The following is a 19,824-nucleotide window of genomic DNA, read 5'->3' as shown; positions in this document are numbered from 1 at the left end:
CTGCTGATCGTTAAAAGTGAACTAAGCAGATACACTTTAAACTGTCTGCAAATCTTATTATACGAGGAAGTGAGGCCAAGGGCAAAATACGCAGTAATCTACCGGCACAGAAACGAATATCCGGTAACCGTTATGTGTCGCTTCTTTCAGGTATCCCGCAGCGGATACTATGATTTCGTCCATCGTTTGGGCAGGCCGGAGAAAGACGCGGCCCTTGCAGAAATCATCGCGGAACAGCGAGAGCGCAGCTTTCGTACGTATGGCTACCGCAGAATGTGGCTGGTGCTGAAGAAGCGAGGCATCCACCGTAATCCCAAGACCATCCTGCGTATCATGGAGCAATATGGTTTGCTTGCGGAGATCCGGAGACGCAGAAAATGGCAGCAGATGGGGCAGCAAGTCCACAAGTACAAGAATCTGCTGAATAGGGAGTTTTATGCGAACAGGCCCAACAGCAAATGGGTGACGGACATCTCCTACATCCACACCAAGCAGGGCGTATTGTACCTGTCCATGATCCGGGACCTTTACGACAACAGCATTGTTGCCTACAAGACCGGCACAAAGCAGACAGTCAACCTGGTGCTGGACACCATTCGCCTGGCCATGCGCAAGGAGAAAAAGAGGGCCGCTGCGGAGTTGCAGCTCCACAGCGACCAGGGGTTCCAGTACACCTCGCAAGCATACTTCGACCTGACAAAATCTTATGGCATTACGCCTTCCATGTCAAGACGCGGAAACTGTTACGACAACGCTATGGCGGAAAATTTCTTTTCCATCCTCAAGACAGAGTGTATCTACCGCCATAAACCGGCCTCATTCTGTGAGGCCAATGAGATGATTGACCGCTATATCAATTTTTACAACCACGAGCGCATCCAGCTAAAAACTGGAGTGGCGCCGCTCACGCTGCGCCACTCCGCTTAAAACTTCATATTTCCCTACATTGAGGCCTTTTTGTGCTGTCCGCACAATTTGGGGCGGTTCATCAAAACGGCGGCCTTTTTGCAATTATCGCCGGCGCAGTCTCTGGGCCAGGGCAGAGAGGATGCCTTTACGGGCAGCAGGGGTGGGAGCAGAGGTTCCCTCCGGTGGCTCCTTGGCGATGGCCTCGGCCATAAAGACGGCTTGGGCATCCACCGGCGGTTCCCCGTGGTCGGGGACATGGAAGTAGTGGCCGTCGGAGCCCATGATACGGGCCTTCACATTGTCGGAGCAGAGAATCTCCACGTAGTGACGGATCTGATCCCGGATGGAACGGTCCAGAATGGGACAGGCGATCTCCACCCGATGCTCTGTGTTCCGGGTCATGAAGTCAGCGGAACCGATGTAAACCTTGGCGTCGTCACCGGTACCGAAGACGAAGATTCGGGGGTGCTCCAGGAAACGGCCGACGATGGAAAATACCTTGATGCGGTCGGTCTTGCCGGGAACGCCGGGGCGGAGACAACAGATACCCCGAATGTTCATGGTGATATCCACCCCGGCCTGGCTGGCCTCGGAGAGCTTATCGATGAGTTCCCGGTCTGTGACCGAGTTGCACTTGATGAAGATACGGGCCTTCTGACCGGCCTTTGCCTTGGCGATCTCACCGTCCATAAGAGCCATAAGTCGGGACTTGAGGCTGTGGGGTGCCACCAGCAGGAGGCGGTACTCTCCGTCCAGATTGGCGGTGGAGATATTTTGGAAGAAGGCGGCGGCATCGGCGCCGATGGCAGGATTGGCCGTCATCAGGGAGAGGTCGGTATAGAGCTTGGCCGTTTTCTCATTGTAGTTGCCGGTACCCACTTGGGTGATCTGCTGGATGTGCCCCCGCTCCCGACGGGTGATGAGACAGATCTTGGAGTGGACCTTGAAGCCCTCAAACCCGTAGATGACGGTGCAGCCCGCCTCTTCCAGCCGTTCCGCCCACTGGATGTTGTTCTGTTCGTCGAATCGGGCCCGCAGCTCCATGAGCACGGTCACATCCTTGCCATTCTCAGCGGCGGCGGCCAGATACTCGATAAGCTTGGCCTTGGAGGCCAGACGGTAGATGGTGATTTTGATGGAGAGGACGGCGGGGTCATTGGCGGCTTCCTTCACCAGGCGCAGGAAGGGGTCCATGGAGTGGAAGGGATAGAAGAGGAGAACATCGTGGCGGAGAAGCTGGGGGATGATCTTCTCTCCACGAATCAAACCGGCGGGTGCCTTGGGGGAGAAGGGAGGATAGCACAGAGCGGCTTTGCTCTCCTCGGGCAGCAGCCCCTCCAGAGCGTAGACGTAGCTGAGGACCAGGGGAGACTTGGAGTGGAAGACCTGGGCGGGGGTGAGCTCCAGCCGCTGACACAGATATTCCACAAGGGCGTCGCTTGCCGCTCCCTGAATCTCCAGCCGCACCGGGGCCAGCCGGGAGCGCTTTTTGAGCACTTTACGCATGTGCTGGCGGTAGTCGTCGTTGACATCGTAATCTTCGTCCTCGGGCGAGATGTCGGCGTTGCGGGTCACGGAGATCACCGCCCGGCTCACCACCTGGTACTGGTCAAAGAGCTCCTCCACGTGGGCCTGGACGATCTGCTCGGTGAGGATATAGCGCACCCCACGCTCGCTCAGGCGCAGGTAAGGGGGAAGGCTCCGGGGAATGGGCACTACGCCGAAGGAGGTCTCTCCGCCCCGGCGCAGCTCCACGGCAATATTGAGGGATTTGCTGGGCAGGTGGGGGAAGGGGTGAAGGGTGTCCACCACCTGGGGGGAGAGGATGGGCAAGATATAGTCCCGAAAATAGCGGTCGCACTGCTTCCGCTCCTTTACGTCCAGCTCGGAGAGGGCGAGAGAGCAGATATTACAGGTCCGCAGCCGGGTCTCCAGCTGGGCCATGAGCTTGTCCCGCTGCTTGTAGAGGGGACCCACCGCCTCGAAGATGGCGGAGAGCTGCTGAGCGGGGGTGAGGCCGCTCTTGGAGTCCACATGGGTCTTTTTCACCAGAGTGAGGTCATAGATGGAGCCCACCCGGATCATAAAGAATTCATCCAGATTGCTGGTAAAGATGGCGGCAAATTTGAGCCGTTCAAAGAGGGGGACGGACTCGTCCCTGGCCTCCTCCATGACCCGCTCGTTGAAGCGCAGCCAGGAGAGCTCGCGCTCCTGGGTGAAGCTGTAGTCGTAATATTGTTCAGACATGTTCCAGTTCCTCTCAGATTTTTAGGACGCGGTCCATTAGGTAGCCCTCACGGACACCGGCAGAGGAGGCCTCTACCGTCTCCACACCACAGGTTTTGACGATGGCGTTGAGGATGATGAGACCGGGAAGCAGGGTGTGGACGCGGTCAGGGGCGGAGCGGAGCAGCTGACGCAGGGTGTCTCTGCCGCCCTTTTTCAGCAGCTTGTAGAGGTCCTTGAGCTCCTGGGCCGACATAGTCCGCAGCTCCGGGTCACGCCCGTAGACGTCGTTGCACAGCTTGGCCACGGCCCGGACGGTACCGCCTACGCCGCACAGGTGCTTGCGCCGGATCTGGGCGGCGCCCGCCTTCTCCAGCTGCTCATTGACAAAGCGGCGCATCTCACGGCACTCGTCAGCGGTGGGAAAGAGACCGGAGGTGAACCGGGTATAGAGGGAGAGAGAGCCCACCGGCAGAGAACAGGCCGAGGAGATGGACATATCCTCATAGCTCACCAGCTCAAAGGAGCCGCCGCCGATGTCGGCCAGTACGCCGGTGCTCACACCGCCGGGGAGAACGGCGCCACGGAAGGAGAGAGCGGCCTCCTCGTCACCGGAGAGGACCTCCACCTGGATGCCGGTGACGTCCCGGATGGTCTCCACGGCCTCAGCGGTGTTAAAGATGTTCCGGAGGGAAGCGGTGGCGAAAACGTGCATGTGGGAGACGCTGAAGTTGTCCAGCAGGGCGCGGTAGCCCGCCAAGGTCCGGCAGGCCACCAAAATGCCGCTGTCGGAGAGGACCCCCTCCTGGACATAGCCGGCCAGCCCCGCCATGGTCTTCTTGTGCATGAGGAGGCGGAACTGTCCTTGATCACAGTGGTAGATGGATAGACGGATGGTGTTGGAGCCGAGGTCTACAATACCGCAAAGCATAGGGATCCCCGCTTTCTTGAGATTCTTACCGCATATTGTACTCGTTTTCTTCCACTGGCGCAACGTGATTACGAAGATTTTACATCGCCGCATGTCCCTCCCTCACTACCCAGGTCACGACATACGGCAATGAGTCCTAACTGATCGCCCAAAACGGTAAAGAAAGCGGCCATCACGCCCAATTCATCGGTGCTCCGCCCCTGAGCAAGGCGGATGACTGCTGTCACAGCCAGCAGGGCCAATTCCTCTCCGCCCTTTCCGGAACCTCCACCTCGGCAGCACCCCATTCGCTCCACCTCTCTTTCCTCTCCTTTAAGATATGTAGACGCCAACCAGGGCATGTGGTAAAATAAACTGATAAATACTGGAGCAGAACGCCCAGAGAGTACAGGAGGTTTGCCATATGGAACGAAGAGCGCAGAAAAAGCTGGGCGTAGAGCCGTCCCTGCTGGGTTTTGGCTGCATGCGGTTCCCCACCTTGGAAGGCGGTGCCATCGACGAGGAGCAGGCCATGGCCATGCTGGACCGGGCCTATCAGAGCGGAGTCAACTACTTTGATACCGCCTATTTCTACCACAACGGCAAGAGTGAGGCGTTTATGGGCCGAGCCCTGGCGCGCTACCCCAGAGAGAGCTACTATCTCACCTCTAAACTGCCCACCACCCTGGTCCACTCCCTGGAGGATGCAAAGCGGATCTACGCCGAGCAGTGGGAGCGGCTGCAGAAGGACTATCTGGACTTCTACCTCCTCCACAACCTTAACGGTGCCCGGTGGCACGAGATGCTGGACACCGGCGTGGTGGACTGGTGTCTGGAGCGGCAGGCTGCGGGGGATTTTAGGCACTTCGGGTTTTCCTTCCATGGCAGCTATGAGGAGTTTCGCGAGATCCTTACTGCCCGAAGCTGGGATTGCTGTCAGATCCAGCTCAACTATATGGACACGGAGGAGCAGGCCGGTCTGAAGGGCTATCGTCTCACCGAGGAGGTGGGGGTCCCCGTCATCATCATGGAACCGGTGAAAGGCGGCTCTCTGGCGGCTCCACCTGCCGATGTGATGGACGTCTTTACTGCCCTCCGTCCCCAGTCGTCGGCCTCCTCCTGGGCCCTCCGGTGGGTGGCCAGCCTACCCAATGTTATGACTGTCCTCTCCGGCATGTCCACCATGGGTCAGGTGGAGGACAACCTGGCCACCTTCAATGCTTTCCAGCCCCTGAGTGAGGCAGAGCAGGCGGCGGTGGAGCAGGCGGCAGCCCTTTTCCGTCAAAAGGTCCGCAATGGCTGCACCGGCTGCCGGTACTGTATGCCCTGCCCGGCAGGGGTGGATATCCCGGGTACCTTCCGGCTGTGGAACGACTGGGCCATGTACCAGAACCGGGATCGGGCCAGGTTCAAGTGGAGGGATATGGACGAGGAAGAACGCCCCAAGAACTGTGTTGGCTGTGGTGCCTGTGAGGAGAAATGTCCCCAGAGCCTCTCCATTCGGGAGGACCTGGTCAGGGCCGGAGAGGAGCTGGAGAAGCTGTGAGCACAGGGCAGAGCGACTGCCTGGAGCTGGTTCCACCGGACGAGAGCTGGGCGGCGGCGGTCTGGGACTACAAGGCCGAATTTGAGGCAGTCGGAGATGTATTGGCGGGTACCGCTGACCTGGGCGTAGCTGCCGACTTTGCCGGCTGGTTGGCCGATCTCCGGGCGGATGGCAGTCCAGATACAGTGCGGCCCGGGCGGGTGCCCGCAGACACCTTCCTGGCCGTTTGTCGGTCGGACCGTAGGCTGGTGGGCATGGTCAATATCCGCCATACCCTCAATGACTACCTCTTTCAGTTCGGCGGCCATATCGGACACAGCGTCCGGCCCGGCGAACGCCGAAAAGGCTATGCCAAAGAGGCGCTGAGGCTGGCACTGAATAAATGTAAAGGATTAAAACTATACCGTGCTTTGGTGACCTGTGACAGCGAAAACGAGGCCTCCGCCCGGACCATCCGGGCCAATGGCGGCGTGCTGGAAAACCGGGTCCCCGAGGGAGACGGGTTCACGGACCGGTATTGGATTGAGGTGGGTGTATGAGAAATCTGCTGGAACAGTTGGAGGGCTATACGCCCTGGAACGAACAGGAGGAGCGGGACCGGGTGGTGCTACTGAGCATGCTCAAATCTGGCCAGGATCTGTGGACCCGGGAGAACGAAACGGCCCACTTCACCGCCTCGGCTTGGGTCACCGACCCCACTCGGACCAAAGTCCTCATGTGCTATCACAACATCTATGACTCCTGGTCCTGGCTGGGGGGACACGCCGACGGAGATCGGGACCTCTTGGTGGTGGCTCTCCGTGAGGTAGGGGAAGAGAGCGGTCTTACATCGGTGCGTCCGGTGTCGGAGAATCTCTTTTCCCTGGAGATCCTGACGGTGGACGGCCATGAGAAGCGAGGGCGGTATGTGCCCTCCCACCTCCATCTCAATGTCACCTATCTGCTGGAGGCCGACGACGCTGAGCCGTTGGCAGTCAAGCCGGATGAGAACAGCGCCGTGGGCTGGTTCGGGCTGGCTGAGGCGGTAGCGGCCTCCTCAGAGCCCTGGTTCCGGGAGCGGATTTACGCAAAACTTAATGCTAAGCTGCGTGCCCGTGTCAACTGAAGTGAAACAGAGGCCCCCGCTGTCTCAGAAAGAGACGGCGTGGGCCTCTGCCGCATAGGATAGGACGGCGGGGACCGTCCGGTCCCTCGCCGATCATCTTTGTGGAATGGAGCTGTGAGCATGGGAAAACAGCTTTCGATGGATCATCTGCCCGAGGGCATCCGGGCCCAGGTGGTGGAGGTGGGCGGAGAGGGCGCCATGCGGCGGCGTCTCCTGGATCTGGGGCTCATCCCCGGTACCTGGGTGACCTGCCGTGGCCGTGCACCCGCCGGTGACCCCGGAGCCTACGCCTTCCGGGGTTGTGTGGTGGCTCTTCGTGCCAAGGACGCCTCCGCCGTGGCACTGAAGCCGGAGGGCGCGTTGTGACCGGCGGGGCATTCTGGCTGGAGCGGCGGTCGGGGGAGCGGGTGGTGGCCCTGACGGGCAGTCCCAACGTGGGCAAATCCACCCTCTTCAATGCCCTCACCGGCCTCCGGCAGCACACCGGCAACTGGCCAGGAAAGACCGTGACGGGGGCCACCGGCCGTCACGTCCGTCACGGTCAGGACTACTTATTGGCCGACCTGCCCGGGACCTACTCCCTCCTGGCCAAATCCCCGGAGGAGGCTGCCGCCCGAGACCTGCTGTGCTTCGGTGGGGCGGATGCCGCGGTGGTGGTGTGCGACGCCGGGGCCCTGGAGCGGAGCCTGGGACTGGTGCTCCAGGTGCTGGAGGTCCAGCCCAAAACCGTGGTTTGCGTCAACCTCATGGACGAGGCCCGGAAAAACGGTTTGGAGGTGGACCTGGACGGTCTCTCAGCTAGACTGGGAGTGCCGGTGGTAGGGACCTCTGCCGGGCGGCGGGAGGGTCTGGAGCCACTCATGGCGGCAGTGGAGGCCGTCATTGAGGGACGGGTGGAGCTTCACCCAGCGTCGGCGGAGTATCCGGAGGCGGTGGAGACCGCCGCCGCTCTGGTGGAGGGAGCGGTGGGTGAGACGGGCCTTCCCGGCAAATGGGTGGCCCTCTCCCTGCTGGAGGGAGATCCCGGACTGATGGACAGCCTGAAGGCAGCTCTCGGCCGAGACCTGCGGGCGGAGAACGCGGTGACTGCCGCGCTGACTGAGGCCGGTCAGGGATTGGAGCGGGCAGAGCTCACCGGTCCCGCCTTCCAGGAGGCGGTGGCCGCCGCCCAGATCCGCCGGGGGGCGGAGCTTGCCCGGGAGACGGTGCGAGGGAGCGGCAGGCCGGGGTGGGGGGAGCGGCTGGACCGCCTCCTCACAGGGCGGTTCACCAGTGTTCCAGCTATGCTGGCGCTGCTGGCTCTGGTGTTTTGGATTACCATTGCAGGTGCCCAGGTGCCCTCCGACCTGCTGTCGGAGGCCCTCTTTTGGGTCCAGGACCGGCTCACCGACCTCTTTGTGTATCTGGGCGCTCCCGACTGGCTCCACGACGCCCTGGTGCTGGGGGCCTACCGCACCCTGGCCTGGGTGACGGCGGTGATGCTGCCCCCTATGGCCATCTTCTTCCCCCTCTTCACGCTGCTGGAGGATTTGGGCTACCTGCCCCGGGTGGCCTTTCTGCTGGACCACGCCTTCCAGAAGGCGGGTTCTTGCGGCAAACAGGCCCTCACCATGTGAAGACGCCCCGGTGGGATGCGAAAACGAAAGGAGCGCCCCGGACCGCAAACGGTCCGGGGCGCTCCTTTGTCAAAGGGTCTGGGTGCGGGTGCACAGCCGCTCCAACAGAGGAGAACTGTGGCTAACGATGAGAAGCCCCAGGTCCCGGCGCTCCGCCTCCTCCAGCAGGAAGGACCAGATCTGGGCCTGGGTGATGAGGTCCAGCATGGCGGAGAGCTCGTCGCACAGGAGAAACCGGGTGGCGGGTCCCAGGGCACGGGCTACGCAGAACCGCTGGAGCTCACCGCCGGAGAGCTCAGAGGGGTAGCGGGTGAGCCAGCCCGGCTCGATGTGCAGCCCGGTGAGGACCCGCTCCTCCACCGCCCAGCCCTCGGACAGGGTGGTGCCCAGGGTGCGCAGGGGGTCCACTACCAGCTCGGGGTGCTGCCACACCATCTGCACCGGGCAGTAGCCCCGGTAAGTGGAGAGAGGCTTGCCGTCCAAAAGCACTTCACCGGCGTCAGGTCGGTCGTAGCCCGCCAGCAGCCGGCACAGGGTAGTCTTACCTCGGCCGGAGGGACCGGTGAGTCCCAACCGCTCTTCGCTTTGGAGGACGAGGTCCAGATGCTCGATGATGGCGGGGCCCTTGGGGTGGTAGTGGAAGGTGAGATCTCTGGCTTCCAAAGTCATGAGGCATTCCCCCTCTCTGGGTGGAGGCAGCGGACGAAACCGCCGTCCAGAGGACGGTAGGGCACCTCACCGCCACACTCTGACGTACGCTTGGGACAGCGTGGGGCAAAGGGACAGCCCTTCGGCAGGGCGCCGGGGTAGGGCTGTGTGCCGGGGATGGGATGAAAGCCGTGCTGGGGGAGGGCCTGCCACAGGGCTCGGGTATAGGGATGGCGCAGGTCCTCCAGCCGGTCAAAGTCCCCGGCGGGAGCCTCCTCCACCGTCTCCCCAGCATAGAACACGGCCACCTTGTCGGCGATGGTGAGGGCCAGCTCCAGATCGTGGGTGATGAGGAGCACACCGGCTCCGGCGTCGGCCAGCTCCCGGAAGTGGCCCAGAATACGGCCCGCCGCCCGGGCATCCAGGCCGGGGGTAGGCTCGTCGGCGATGACCAGGGCGGGGGAGGCGGCCACGGCAGTGGAGATAAGAACCCGCCGGGCCATGCCGCCGGAGAGCTGGAAGGGATAGAGGTCCTCTGTCTCCGGCCCAAGGCCGTACCGGTTCAGCACGGCCCGGACGGCTTTTTTGTCCCGCCCCACCTGAGGTCCCACCTTCATGAGTGGGTCCAGATACCCCACCGACTGGGGCACCAGTACGATCTCTCGCCCACGGAGGGCGGCGGCCCGTTTTGGAGTGAGAGGGGCGCCGTCGTAGGTGATGCTCCCCTCCATGTGAGCGTTGTAGGGGAGGATGCCCAGGATACCATGTGCCAGCAAACTTTTGCCCGAGCCGCTGGAACCAACCACCGCCGCTACCTGTCCACGGTCAATGGTGAGGTCCAGGTCACGGATGGCGGGGAGGATGCGGCGGCGGGTGCCACGGTCATATTGGATAAAGGAGATGGAGAGGTGCTCCACGGATAAGAGGGGGGACATGGGCAAGCCTCCTTGTTCATTGATGGATGGTGGCCGGGTCCAGAATGCGGCGGAGCCGGTCGCCCAGCAGGGCGAAGAGGGCCACCGTGGCCACCAGGGCCAGTCCGGGGAAGAAGGCCAGCCACCACTTGCCGGTGGTGAGGTAGCTCATGCTCTCGGAGAGGATGACGCCGATGGCGGGCTGCTCCGAGGAGAGGCCGAAGCCTAAAAAGGTGACGCTGGCCTCGTGAAGGATGGCGTGGGGGAAGAGGAGGATGAGGCCGGTGAGGAACTGGGGAAGCAGGTGGGGGAGCAGGTGGTCCCGGGCCACCTGAAGCTTGGTGCGGCCCAGCTTTTCCGCCGTCAATACGTAGGGTGCACCCCGAAGCTGGAGGACCTCGCCCCGGAGGAGCCGGGCCAGGGAGGTCCAGTGGCTCAGGGATACGCCGGCCACCACGCCCACAAAGCCTTTGCCGAAGGCCAGGGAGATGAGCATGACCAGCAGAATGTGGGGGATACCCATGACCAGGTCGATGCACCAGGATAGGACAGCGTCCACCCGGCGGCCCAAAGTGGCGGCGGCGGTGCCCACTGCCAGGGCCACCACGGCGCTCACCGCCGCCGTCAGCACCCCGATGCGGATGCTCAGGGAGAGGCCGGTGAGGGTCCGGGCGAGCATGTCCCGGCCCATCCAGTCGGTGCCGAAGGGATAGGCGAGGCAGGGCGCCAGGTTCTTGCGGGAGAAGTCGGTGACCACGGCGGCGTCGGCGAGGAGAAGACCGGCCACCGTCACGGCCAGCAGGACCAGGGCGGCGAAGGCGGAGAGGAGCAGAGCACGCTGCCGCTGATTGAGAAGACGACCCATGCTATGCGCCTCCTTTCCGGCTGTGGGCCCGGACCCTGGCCCGGATCTTGGGGTCCACCACGCCGTAGAGCAGGTCGGCCACGAGGTTGCCGCCAAAGACCAGGGCGGCACTCACCACGGTGACCCCCAGCAGCAGGGGAAGGTCGCTGCCCAGTCCCGCTGTCACGGCACACTGGCCCAGCCCCTGGTAGGAGAAGACCTGCTCCACCAGCACTGAGCCGCCGAATATCTCGCTGATGGACCCGAACTGGAGGGTGATGGCGGGGAGGGCCATGTTCCGAAGGCCGTGGCGCCAGAGGATGGAGAGGGTGGACTCCCCCCGTGCCCGGGCAAAGAGGACGTAGTCCGACTCCAGCACGTCACAGAGCTTTTCCCGGGTGTGGAGGGTCATGTTGGCAAGGCCGGTGACGCTGAGGGTGAGGGCGGGCAAAATAGCGTGGCGGAGCCGGTCGGCCAGGGTAACGGCACTGGTTTCAGCGCCGATGGGCACAGAGAGGCCGATGGGCAGCCAGCCCAGCCACACGGAAAAGACCATAAGGAGGAGGATGGCCAGCCAGAAGGTGGGGGTGCTGGAGATGAGAAGACACCAGCCCCGGATGAGCCTGTCGGGCCAGCGGCCCCGGCAGGCGGCGGCCACGGTGCCCAGCAGCAGGCCCAAAGCCCCGGAGAGGACCCAGGCGGCGGCCATGAGCCATAAAGAGTTCTTGAGCCGCTCAGCCAGGACCTGGGTGACGGGCACCCGGTAGAGGAGGGAGGTCCCCAGATCCCCGTGGAGGACGTCGGTGAGCCAGCCCAGGTACCGCTCCAAGGGCGGGTCGTTGACCCCCCAGTAGTCCTCCAGCTGGGCGATCTGTTCCTGGCTCATGGTACCCAGGGCGGCCTGACCCACATTGGTCTGGAGGGGGTCCAGGGGGGAGGCCGACATGAGGAGAAAGGCCGCCAGGCTCACCCCCAGCAGGAGCAGTACCATGCACAGGAGCTTTTTGCCGGCGAAACCCAGACGGTGGGCCATGGGCGGAGACCTCCTTTCGATCAGAGTGGATGAATCGCCCTCCCCTGAAGAGGGGAGGGCTTCAAGTTTGCTGTCTGTCACAAACAGAGGAAAAGATCAAAGTTCTTTTGCCTACTTTTCTTTCAAGAAAAGTAGGACCACTGGTCCACGTTGTTGACGATGGACCAGCCGTGGCCGTGGGGGTGGATCTTCTGCTCGGCCACCTGGAGCCCGTCCCGGACCCAGTAGAGGTGGTTGACGTTCACCAGCCACACCCAGGGAATGTCGCCGTCCTGGGTGACGCCAGTGGTGCCATCCCACTGGGCCTTCTGCCACAGCTCATAGGACTCCTCCAGGTCGGAGCACTGGAGGGCCTGATCCATATAGCTGTCCACAGTGGGGTTGGAGTAGGGGGAGTAGAGGGCGGTGCCGGTGTCGGGCATGGTGTGGTAGATGTTGTAGAGCTCCATGGGGGTATGGGCGCCCCAGCCCCACACCAGGGGGGTGGTGAGGGCCCGATCGTAGGCAGTGTCCCAGCCCACGCCCTCGGTGGTGCAGGCGATGCCCAGCTCGGCGAGCTGATTGGAGAGGTCGGCGGCCAGGGCCTGACGCACCGAGTCGCCGGTGGAGTAGAGGATGTTGAGTTCGGCACGGACGCCGTCCTTCACCCGGACGCCGTCGTCCCCCAGAACCCAGCCCGCCTCCTCCAGCAGACGCACGGCCTCCTCAGGGTCATAGGCTACCTCGGATGCGGGATTGTACCAGGGCATCTTGTCGCAGACGCTGTAGGCCGGGGTACCGTAGCCGCTCAGGACGTTCTGGATCATCTCCTCCCGGTCCACACCGATGTTGATGGCCCGGCGGACGGCCAGGTCGGCGGTGACGGGGTTGCCCTCGGTGGGCAGGTTGATGCCCCGGTTGTCTACGCTCTCGCAGGAGAGGAGGGAGTACCCAGCCGGGCTCTGGTCGGCGTAGACGGCGGAGGTGTAGGCAAGGTCGGCCTGGCCCGCCTGGACCGCCAGGAAGGCGGCGTCCTCCTCCATAAAGAGAATGGTGACCTTCTTCATCTTGGGTGTCTCGCCGTAGTAGTCCGGGTTGGCCTCCAGGATGATCTGCTCCCCACGGTCCCACTGGACCAGGGTGTACCGGCCGGAGCCGATGGGGTTGGAGCCGTAGGTGGCGCTGTCGTAGGCGTGTTCGGGGACGATGCCCACGATGGCCATGGTGTAGGGCCAGATGGAGTATGGGGTGGTCATGTGAAAGAGCACCGTGGTGTCGTCCACCGCCTCGGCGGAGTCCAGCATGGTGAAGTCATTGACCGAGGAGGTTGCCTTGACGGTGTTGTAGGTAAAGGCCACGTCCTCCGCCGTCAGGGCCTCGCCGTCGGTGAAGGAGACGTCATCCCGGATGGTGACGGTCCAGGTGAGGCCGTCGTCGCTGACGGACATATCGGTGGCCAGGTCGTAGCCGATGGTGAGGTCGGCGTTGGTGACGGTGAGGGTGGACTGGATGAGGGGCTCGTGGACGTGCTCGCCGGCACCCCAGCCGAAGGCGGGGTCGAAGCCGGCCTCAGGCTCTGAGGTGGGGCCCATGACCACCACCACCTCGTCGGCGGGATGCTCCGCCGCAGGCGTGGTGGTGGCCGTGCCGCCGGAGGTACAGCCGGCGATGAGGGTGAGAGAGAGCAGGCAGGGGAGAAGTCGTTTCATAATGACCTCCTGAATTTACTTGTCCAATGCGGCCTGCCAGACGGTCTGATAGGGCACGCCGTGAGCCTGGGCGGCGGCGGCCACCGAGGCGTGTTCCGGCTTGACCTTAGAGAGTCCGAAACCCTCCGCCGTCTTGACATCGATCTCCCCGTAGGGGGTGGAGACGGTTGCGGCGCCGGGGGTGAGGAAGTACTTCTCACACCGGCGGACCCGCAGGCCGATGGTGGTGGTGTGGGTGAGGACGGCCCGGGCCATCCGGGCCTCGTGGGATGGGTCGCACAGCACCGTCAGCAGGTGGCCGGAGCGGCCCTTCTTCATGGTGCCGGGCAGGGTGTAGACGTCCAGAGCGCCCTCGGAGAGCAGCTTTTCGCAGGCGTAGGCCAGGGCCTCGGGGGTCATGTCGTCGATGTTGCACACCAGCTCGCTGATGGCGCCGTTGGCGCCGTCACCACTCTCGCCCAGGAAGGCCCGGACGCAGTTGGGCCGGTCAAAGACCTTGCGGCCCACGCCGCAGCCCACCTTGTCCGCCACCAGGGCGAGTATGGGGCCGAAGGACTGGGCAAAGGTGACCAGCAGGGCGGCGCCGGTGGGGGTGCACAGCTCCCCAAAGACCTCGCCGCCGTAGGTGGGCACGCCGGTGAGCAGGTTGGCGGTGGCGGGGGCAGGCACCGGCATCACGCCGTGGGCGCAGCGGACGGTGCCGCTGCCCACATGGACGGGGGAGGCGACGATCCGGTCGGGGGAGAGGAGCCACAGGGCGTAGCAGGCCCCCACCACGTCAGCCACGGCGTCCAGGGCGCCCACCTCGTGGTAGTGGACTTCCCCTACGGGACAGCCGTGGGCCTTGGCCTCAGCCTGGGCGATGGCGTCGTATACGCCCCGGGCACGGACCTTAACTTCCTCCGGCAGATCCATGCCGTCGATGAGGCCCCGAATATGGTCCGGAGAGGCGTGATGATGGTGGTGTTCATGGCCATGTTCGTGCTCGTGAGGGTGGTCATGACCATGGTCGTGATCGTGTACGTGGTCATGCTCATGGTCATGGATGTGGTCATGTACGTGGAGATGGGGGACGGTGTGCTCATGCCCATGATCGTGTTCATGGTGATCATGGTGATGATCGCTGTGGTCGTGATGATCGTGGTCATGGTGGTGGTCGTCGTGGTCCCCCTCCTCCTGGCCATGGACGGTCACCGCCATGTGGGTGCCCGCGATGCCACAGGTCACCGCCGGCTCCGCCGCCACGTGGACGCCAGGGAGACCCAGGCCGTTCATCTTCTCCAGGAAGGCGGCCTTCTGCTCCTCGCTCAGAAGCTCAAAGAGGGCAGCGGTAAGCATGTCGCCAGCGCATCCCATGGCACATTCGATGTAAAGGGTTTTCACGTTACTTCTTCTCCAGTCCTTCCATTTGATTGATCATGCTGGCCAGATAGCCAGCGCCGAAGCCATTATCGATGTTGACCACGCTGCACCCGGAGGCACAGGAGTTGAGCATGGCAAGCAGGGCGGATAGACCGCCGAAGCTGGCGCCGTAGCCCACGCTGGTGGGGACGGCCACCACGGGACAGTCCACCAGTCCGCCCACCACCGAGGCCAGCGCCCCCTCCATGCCGGCCACGGCGATGACGCACCGGGCAGACATGAGGGGCTCCAGATTGGAGAGCAGCCGGTGGAGGCCGGCCACGCCCACATCGTAAAGCCGGGTGACCTTGTTGCCCATGGCCTCGGCGGTGAGGGCGGCCTCCTCGGCCACTGGCTGGTCGCTGGTGCCGCCGGTGCACACAACGATGGAGCCTAGGGCGGGCCGGGGACCGGGCAGGGCAATGCCCAGCCGGGCGTCGGCGTGGTATTCCAGGTCCACACCGGCCTGGGTGAGGACATCTGCCTTCCCCTGGTCCATACGGGTGATGAGGATGTTGCGGCAGCTCCGCGCCCCCATGGCCTGCACGATGCCCAGAATCTGCTCCGCCGTCTTGGAGGCCCCGTAGATGACCTCGGCAGCACCCTGCCGGACCCCACGGTGGAAGTCCACCTTGGCGTAGCCCAGATCGGCAAAGGGCTCCGTTTTCAGCTCCAGCAGGGCGTCCTCCGGGGCGGTCTTTCCGGCCGCTACGGCCCGTAAGAGCTCTAGGATCTCATGCTTGTTGTCCATCTTAGCTTCTCCTCCTCAGCGTGTCTCCAGGTCCAGAGTGACCGCGGAAAACCAGGGCTTCAGGGCGGCCAGAATTTTCTTCCTTTGTCCGGCGGCCCTGTCCCACTGGTCCTCCGGCAGCTGGATGCGGGCGGCGTCGGCTAGGAGCCGCACCCGGAAGTCGGTGAATCCCAGGGCAAAGAGGGCGTCCTCCGCCTTCTCCACCCGCGCCAGGTCCTCCTTCGTGATGGCTTGCCCGGTGGGCACCCGGGTGGCCAGGCAGGCATAGGCCGGCTTGTCCCAGGTAAAGAGACCGGCCTCTTTGGAGGCCGCCCGGACATCGGCCTTGGTGAGGCCGCACAGCCGCAAGGGGGACTCCACCGCCAGCTCCCGGAGGGCTTTCATGCCGGGGCGGTCCCCGGCATCATCGGAGGCGTTGGTGCCGTCCAGCAGCAGGGTGTGGCCGTCCCGGCGGGCAGTCTCCCAGAGCTTTGTGAAAAGAGCCTTTTTACAGTGGTAACAGCGGTCTGGGCCGTTGGCGGCGGCTAGGGGTACCGCCAGGATATCGGTCTCCACCACCACCATGGGCACACCAACCTCTTGGGCAAGCCGTTGGGCGTCCCGGAACTCGAACTCCGGTTGGAAGGCGGTGTGGACATAGTAGGCTGTGAGGTCGCAGCCGTAGTGCTTGCCCGCCCACAGCAGATAGGCGGAATCCACACCGCCGGAGAAGGCCAGGGCGGCTCTGGGATGGGTGCTGAAGTATTCGGCTAAGGTCATGGGGACGTCCTCCTCATCGGGAAAATACAAAAAAGGGCACGCCAAAGCTGGCGTGCCTTCTGGCCGCAACGCAGCGTTCTCGCTGCGCGGGTAACAATATGATAGGAAGATGCTGGATCAATGCGGGGAAAAGACCCTTCTGGGTCCAGAAGCAGCCTTCTGACCGCTTAAATCTCGCCTATTGTACCAGATTTCAATATGGCCTGTCAAGCCCGGCGGGGGAGGGCGGCCATCTCCCGCTTCCACTCGGCGGGATCTATCCACTCGGGGATACCGTGACTCTGCCTGTCTTTGGCCTCTTCCAGAGTCAGCTTTACCGGGTCGTCCTTCAGATAGTCAATGAGATCCTGAATACCCTCTCTGGTGAGACTGCTCACCTCAAAGATGCGCTCACAGCCGGAATTGATCATCCAGTTCCGCACCATGGGCACATTGGCGTAGGGGGAGTCGATCTTTGTGATGATGCCGATGAGCGGTCGGTTGGTGAAACACTGGCAGTTGGCCTCAAAAACACTGAAGGGTTCGTCGGCGGCAATCAGGAGGGCAAGTACATCCGCTTCAAAGGAAAAACAGGCCAGCCCCAAACCGCACCGCTTGGTTTCGGAATACTCGCCGGGGGAGTCAATGATATCGTCGTCGGTATTGGTGTACTGGGTCTTATGGTAGTGGAGCTCCTCGCCGTGGAGGATTTGAGTGAGGGAGGTCTTGCCAGCCTCGCTCCGGCCCATGAGAAACAGCTTTTTCATGGCGATGACCTCCTATCGCTCCGTCAGTTCGCACACGGGGAACCCCAGTTCGTCCCGGAAGAAGTCCAGAACATTCTGCAGGGCAGTTTTGACCTCTTCACGGTTTCCCAGCAGAATCACGGCGCCGCTGAACCGGTCCAGGAAGCCCAGCTCTACGTCACCGCTCTTCATGGCGATGTCGGCGGCAGCCACGGTGGCCTCCCAGGGGGTGATGTGGAGGAGGCCGATGGACTCACCGGTGTGGTCCTCTCCCAAGTGCGTGCCGATGTGGAGCCCCAGATTTTCGTAGATACGCCGGTCGGACACGCCGATGAGCTGGGCCAAAGAAATCTCGCGGCCCACCACCTTCACACGGACCAGACGGAGATCACTGCCTTTGAGCTCCTCATAGCTGCGGGAGAAGACCCTTTCCAGGAACTCCTCCGTTGTCATTCGCTGTCCCATGGCGTGCCTCAGCGCTTGGTGATCTTGCAGACCACGTAGCCCAGAGTGTCCCGGAAGTAGTCCACGATCTCGGTGAGGGCGGTAGTGACGTCGGCCAGTTCGCCGGTGATGATGACGGTGCCGGTAAAGCGGTCGGCAAAGCCCAGATAGACGTCACCGCTCTTGACAGCGATGTCGGCGGCAATGACCGCGGACTCCGGCGGGGTCAGGTTCATGAGGCCGATGGCGGCGGAGCCGTAGTCAATGGAGGGATTGAGTCCCAGTTTCTGATAGATGATGGGGGCGGGTCCGCCGATCACATGTGCAAAGGTGATTTCCTTGCCAGCTACTGTCTCCTGTACAATTCGGATCTTATCATTGGTGTCGCTCATGGGCTCACGTCCCTCCACGGTGATGAATTTGGTTGCTCTCATTATACGCTATCAAAAGGGAACATGTCAACCGGGGCAAGGGGGACAGGCCGACTGGCATAGAGTGTTGGAAGGAGGTGACCGAGATGGGAAAAAGAGGGGTTGAGCGGTACCGGATCACCGTTCGAAGTACCGGGAAGAACAGCCTGCGCGCAGCGTTGACGGAGGCGGTATGGCGGCGGTACCGGGCGGGCCAGTGAGTCTCCGGGCGGCCCTCTACCTGCGGCTGTCCCGAGACGATGCCGGGGCGGGGGAGAGCGTCAGCATCGGCGGACAGAGGGCCCTGCTCCGCACCTATGCCGCTGACCACGGCTGGACAGTGGCAGGAGAGTACGTAGACGACGGTTTTTCCGGCACCAGTTTCCGGAGACCGGGGCTTCAGCGGCTGCTGGAGGACGTGGAGGCAGGGCGGGTGGACCTGATCCTCACCAAAGACCTGAGCCGCCTGGGACGGGACTATATCCGTACCGGAGAGCTGGCGGAGGTCTACTTTCCCTCCCGGCATGTGCGCTATATCGCCGTCAACGATGGATTCGATACGCAGGGACCGGACAACGGCCTGGCTCCTTTTCAGCACGTGGTCAATGAGATGTACGCCCGGGACGCCAGCAAAAAGATCCGCTCCGCCTTGGCTGTCCGCCGGAGCCAGGGGCGGTATGTGGGGAGCCTGGCGCCTTACGGCTACCGGAAAGACCCGGCGGACAAAAACAAGCTCCTGCCCGACCCGCCGGCGGCGGCGGTGGTGGGGGAGATCTTTGCCCAGGCGGCGGCGGGGGTGAGGCCGGGGGAGATCGCCCATAAGCTCAACTCCCGGGGAGTAGCCTGCCCCGCTCTCCACCGTTCCGGAGAGCGTCCCAGGCCGGATGGGCCGGTGTGGACGGCCTCCACAGTGTCCAAGCTGCTGCGGAATCCAACCTATCTGGGCTGTACTGCCCAGGGCCGCACGCGCAAGCCCTCCTTTAAGGCCAAGATTCGGGAGGCAGTCCCACGAGAGAGGTGGACGGTGGTGGAGGGCACTCATCCTGCCCTGGTGGACCGGGAGACATTCCTGTTGGCGGCCAGACGGAGCAAGGGACGGACCGGAACAGGGAGATTTCAGAACCGGCTGGCGGGGCTGATCCGGTGCGGGACCTGCGGCGGGGCCATGGTGTCCGCGGGTACCCGGCGGAAGGACTCGCCCGCCGTGCTGGTGTGTCCCCGCTATAAGCGGAAGGGGCCTTCCGCCTGCGGCAGTCATGCCATGCATTATCCCGTGTTGGAAGACCTGCTGAGCCGGACTCTGAGGAAATCGGTGACCCTCACTGCGCAAGCACGTGCGGAGATCCTGGACAAATTGGTCTGTCGGGCAGCACCGGAGCATGGAGGAGAGCGGAAAGCGGCCCTGGAGGCAGAGCTCAGGCGTCTGGACAGGCTGGAGGGGGAGCTATGGGACAGCCATCTGATGGGGGAATTGGAGGAGACACGATTCCGGATGCTGCTGAATCGGACTCGTGTCCTCCGGCAGGAGGCTGCCCGGAAAATAGAGGCTTGCCCGCAAGAGGAGGAAATCGACCTGATTGCCCTTCGGGCAGAGTTGGAGCGGATCCTGGACCAGATCTTGTCCGCGCCCGCAGAGGATCAAAGGCTCCTGTTTTCACTGGTCGCGTCGGTAGAAGTGGGGGGGCGGGAAGAGGACGGGACACTGCCGTTGCAGATCAATTTTGCCTTTCCCGTTCCGGAGTGGGCGGAGCTTTTGGAACGTACCGGTCCCATGGATCACAATACATGGAAGGTGCTTTCTCTCAATGGGAATGGCGGTGCTGTACCTGCGCCGAATGCTGTTGAGGGGAAAGAACTGTAAAGCAATAATACAGTTCAGAGAGATGCATCCCAGA

General features: G+C 62.9%; 21 protein-coding genes. 7 read left to right on the top strand and 14 right to left on the bottom strand.

Translation table 11 applies throughout. From position 1 onward, the window contains the following. Positions 1-69 precede the first annotated feature (69 nt). A complete protein-coding gene (locus E0E29_RS12685) occupies positions 70-927 on the top strand; it encodes an IS3 family transposase (RefSeq protein WP_130848222.1) in 858 nt (285 codons plus the stop codon). 84 nt (positions 928-1,011) lie between these two features. On the opposite strand, the gene ppk1 is transcribed toward E0E29_RS12685, so the two are convergent. The 3 genes from ppk1 to E0E29_RS19290 all read right to left on the bottom strand — a co-directional run bounded on the left by ppk1 (position 1,012) and on the right by E0E29_RS19290 (position 4,353). Beyond that, complete coding sequence (gene ppk1 / locus E0E29_RS12680) at positions 1,012-3,156, bottom strand: polyphosphate kinase 1 (RefSeq protein WP_130850146.1); 2,145 nt, start codon at positions 3,154-3,156, stop codon at positions 1,012-1,014. A 13-nt stretch (positions 3,157-3,169) separates the two neighbouring features. Then, positions 3,170-4,066, bottom strand: a complete 897-nt coding sequence (locus tag E0E29_RS12675) for a Ppx/GppA phosphatase family protein (protein WP_165449900.1) — start codon at positions 4,064-4,066, stop codon at positions 3,170-3,172. Between the two features lie 68 nt (positions 4,067-4,134). Next, a complete protein-coding gene (locus E0E29_RS19290; protein ID WP_423202455.1) occupies positions 4,135-4,353 on the bottom strand; it encodes a DUF6774 domain-containing protein in 219 nt (72 codons plus the stop codon). Positions 4,354-4,469: 116 nt separating this feature from the next. Between E0E29_RS19290 and E0E29_RS12670 the strand changes: the two genes are divergently transcribed. The 5 genes from E0E29_RS12670 to E0E29_RS12650 all read left to right on the top strand — a co-directional run bounded on the left by E0E29_RS12670 (position 4,470) and on the right by E0E29_RS12650 (position 8,312). Continuing rightward, positions 4,470-5,591, top strand: a complete 1,122-nt coding sequence (locus E0E29_RS12670; protein ID WP_130850144.1) for an aldo/keto reductase — start codon at positions 4,470-4,472, stop codon at positions 5,589-5,591. Beyond that, positions 5,588-6,130, top strand: a complete 543-nt coding sequence (locus tag E0E29_RS12665) for a GNAT family N-acetyltransferase (RefSeq protein WP_242622494.1) — start codon at positions 5,588-5,590, stop codon at positions 6,128-6,130. The genes E0E29_RS12670 and E0E29_RS12665 overlap by 4 nt, the downstream gene beginning before the upstream one ends. Further along, positions 6,127-6,696: an NUDIX hydrolase gene (locus E0E29_RS12660; RefSeq protein ID WP_130850142.1), complete on the top strand. Its 570-nt coding sequence runs from the start codon at positions 6,127-6,129 to the stop codon at positions 6,694-6,696. The genes E0E29_RS12665 and E0E29_RS12660 overlap by 4 nt, the downstream gene beginning before the upstream one ends. 120 nt (positions 6,697-6,816) lie before the next feature. Continuing rightward, positions 6,817-7,062: a FeoA family protein gene (locus tag E0E29_RS12655; RefSeq protein WP_130850141.1), complete on the top strand. Its 246-nt coding sequence runs from the start codon at positions 6,817-6,819 to the stop codon at positions 7,060-7,062. Next, positions 7,059-8,312 (top strand): FeoB small GTPase domain-containing protein, encoded by a 1,254-nt coding sequence (locus E0E29_RS12650; protein WP_165449899.1) that lies wholly within the window; start codon positions 7,059-7,061, stop codon positions 8,310-8,312. Before E0E29_RS12655 ends, E0E29_RS12650 begins: the two co-directional genes overlap by 4 nt. 69 nt (positions 8,313-8,381) lie before the next feature. Here the strand turns inward: E0E29_RS12650 and E0E29_RS12645 are convergent, their stop codons facing one another. The 11 genes from E0E29_RS12645 to E0E29_RS12595 all read right to left on the bottom strand — a co-directional run bounded on the left by E0E29_RS12645 (position 8,382) and on the right by E0E29_RS12595 (position 17,953). Further along, positions 8,382-8,981: an ABC transporter ATP-binding protein gene (locus tag E0E29_RS12645; protein WP_130850139.1), complete on the bottom strand. Its 600-nt coding sequence runs from the start codon at positions 8,979-8,981 to the stop codon at positions 8,382-8,384. Beyond that, the gene (locus E0E29_RS12640) at positions 8,978-9,895 is read right to left on the bottom strand and encodes an ABC transporter ATP-binding protein (RefSeq protein ID WP_130850138.1); all 918 of its coding nucleotides are present in this window, start codon (positions 9,893-9,895) and stop codon (positions 8,978-8,980) included. The genes E0E29_RS12645 and E0E29_RS12640 overlap by 4 nt, the downstream gene beginning before the upstream one ends. A gap of 16 nt (positions 9,896-9,911) precedes the next feature. Further along, positions 9,912-10,739, bottom strand: coding sequence for an ABC transporter permease (locus E0E29_RS12635; RefSeq protein ID WP_130850137.1), 828 nt, complete (start codon positions 10,737-10,739; stop codon positions 9,912-9,914). A 1-nt stretch (position 10,740) separates the two neighbouring features. After that, a complete protein-coding gene (locus tag E0E29_RS12630; protein ID WP_130850136.1) occupies positions 10,741-11,751 on the bottom strand; it encodes an ABC transporter permease in 1,011 nt (336 codons plus the stop codon). A gap of 122 nt (positions 11,752-11,873) precedes the next feature. Further along, positions 11,874-13,439 (bottom strand): ABC transporter substrate-binding protein, encoded by a 1,566-nt coding sequence (locus E0E29_RS12625; protein ID WP_130850135.1) that lies wholly within the window; start codon positions 13,437-13,439, stop codon positions 11,874-11,876. Positions 13,440-13,454: 15 nt separating this feature from the next. Beyond that, positions 13,455-14,777, bottom strand: coding sequence for a nickel pincer cofactor biosynthesis protein LarC (gene larC / locus E0E29_RS12620; protein WP_242622555.1), 1,323 nt, complete (start codon positions 14,775-14,777; stop codon positions 13,455-13,457). 46 nt (positions 14,778-14,823) lie between these two features. After that, positions 14,824-15,591 (bottom strand): nickel pincer cofactor biosynthesis protein LarB, encoded by a 768-nt coding sequence (gene larB / locus E0E29_RS12615; protein ID WP_130850133.1) that lies wholly within the window; start codon positions 15,589-15,591, stop codon positions 14,824-14,826. Between the two features lie 15 nt (positions 15,592-15,606). Further along, on the bottom strand, positions 15,607-16,350 hold the full coding sequence (larE, locus tag E0E29_RS12610) for an ATP-dependent sacrificial sulfur transferase LarE (RefSeq protein WP_130850132.1): 744 nt from the start codon (positions 16,348-16,350) through the stop codon (positions 15,607-15,609). A gap of 206 nt (positions 16,351-16,556) precedes the next feature. Continuing rightward, complete coding sequence (locus E0E29_RS12605; RefSeq protein WP_130850131.1) at positions 16,557-17,096, bottom strand: EutP/PduV family microcompartment system protein; 540 nt, start codon at positions 17,094-17,096, stop codon at positions 16,557-16,559. Positions 17,097-17,108: 12 nt separating this feature from the next. Further along, complete coding sequence (locus E0E29_RS12600) at positions 17,109-17,540, bottom strand: BMC domain-containing protein (RefSeq protein WP_130850130.1); 432 nt, start codon at positions 17,538-17,540, stop codon at positions 17,109-17,111. 8 nt (positions 17,541-17,548) lie between these two features. After that, the gene (locus E0E29_RS12595) at positions 17,549-17,953 is read right to left on the bottom strand and encodes a BMC domain-containing protein (RefSeq protein WP_423202447.1); all 405 of its coding nucleotides are present in this window, start codon (positions 17,951-17,953) and stop codon (positions 17,549-17,551) included. A 169-nt stretch (positions 17,954-18,122) separates the two neighbouring features. Between E0E29_RS12595 and E0E29_RS12590 the strand changes: the two genes are divergently transcribed. Continuing rightward, a complete protein-coding gene (locus E0E29_RS12590; RefSeq protein ID WP_130850129.1) occupies positions 18,123-19,790 on the top strand; it encodes a recombinase family protein in 1,668 nt (555 codons plus the stop codon). The last annotated feature ends 34 nt before the right edge of the window (positions 19,791-19,824 follow it).

The organism is Intestinimonas timonensis (genome assembly GCF_900626145.1).
GTDB lineage: Bacteria > Bacillota > Clostridia > Oscillospirales > Oscillospiraceae > Intestinimonas > Intestinimonas aquisgranensis.
Note: the sequence above shows the minus strand (reverse complement) of the source record. Positions and strands in the feature narration are given on the sequence as shown.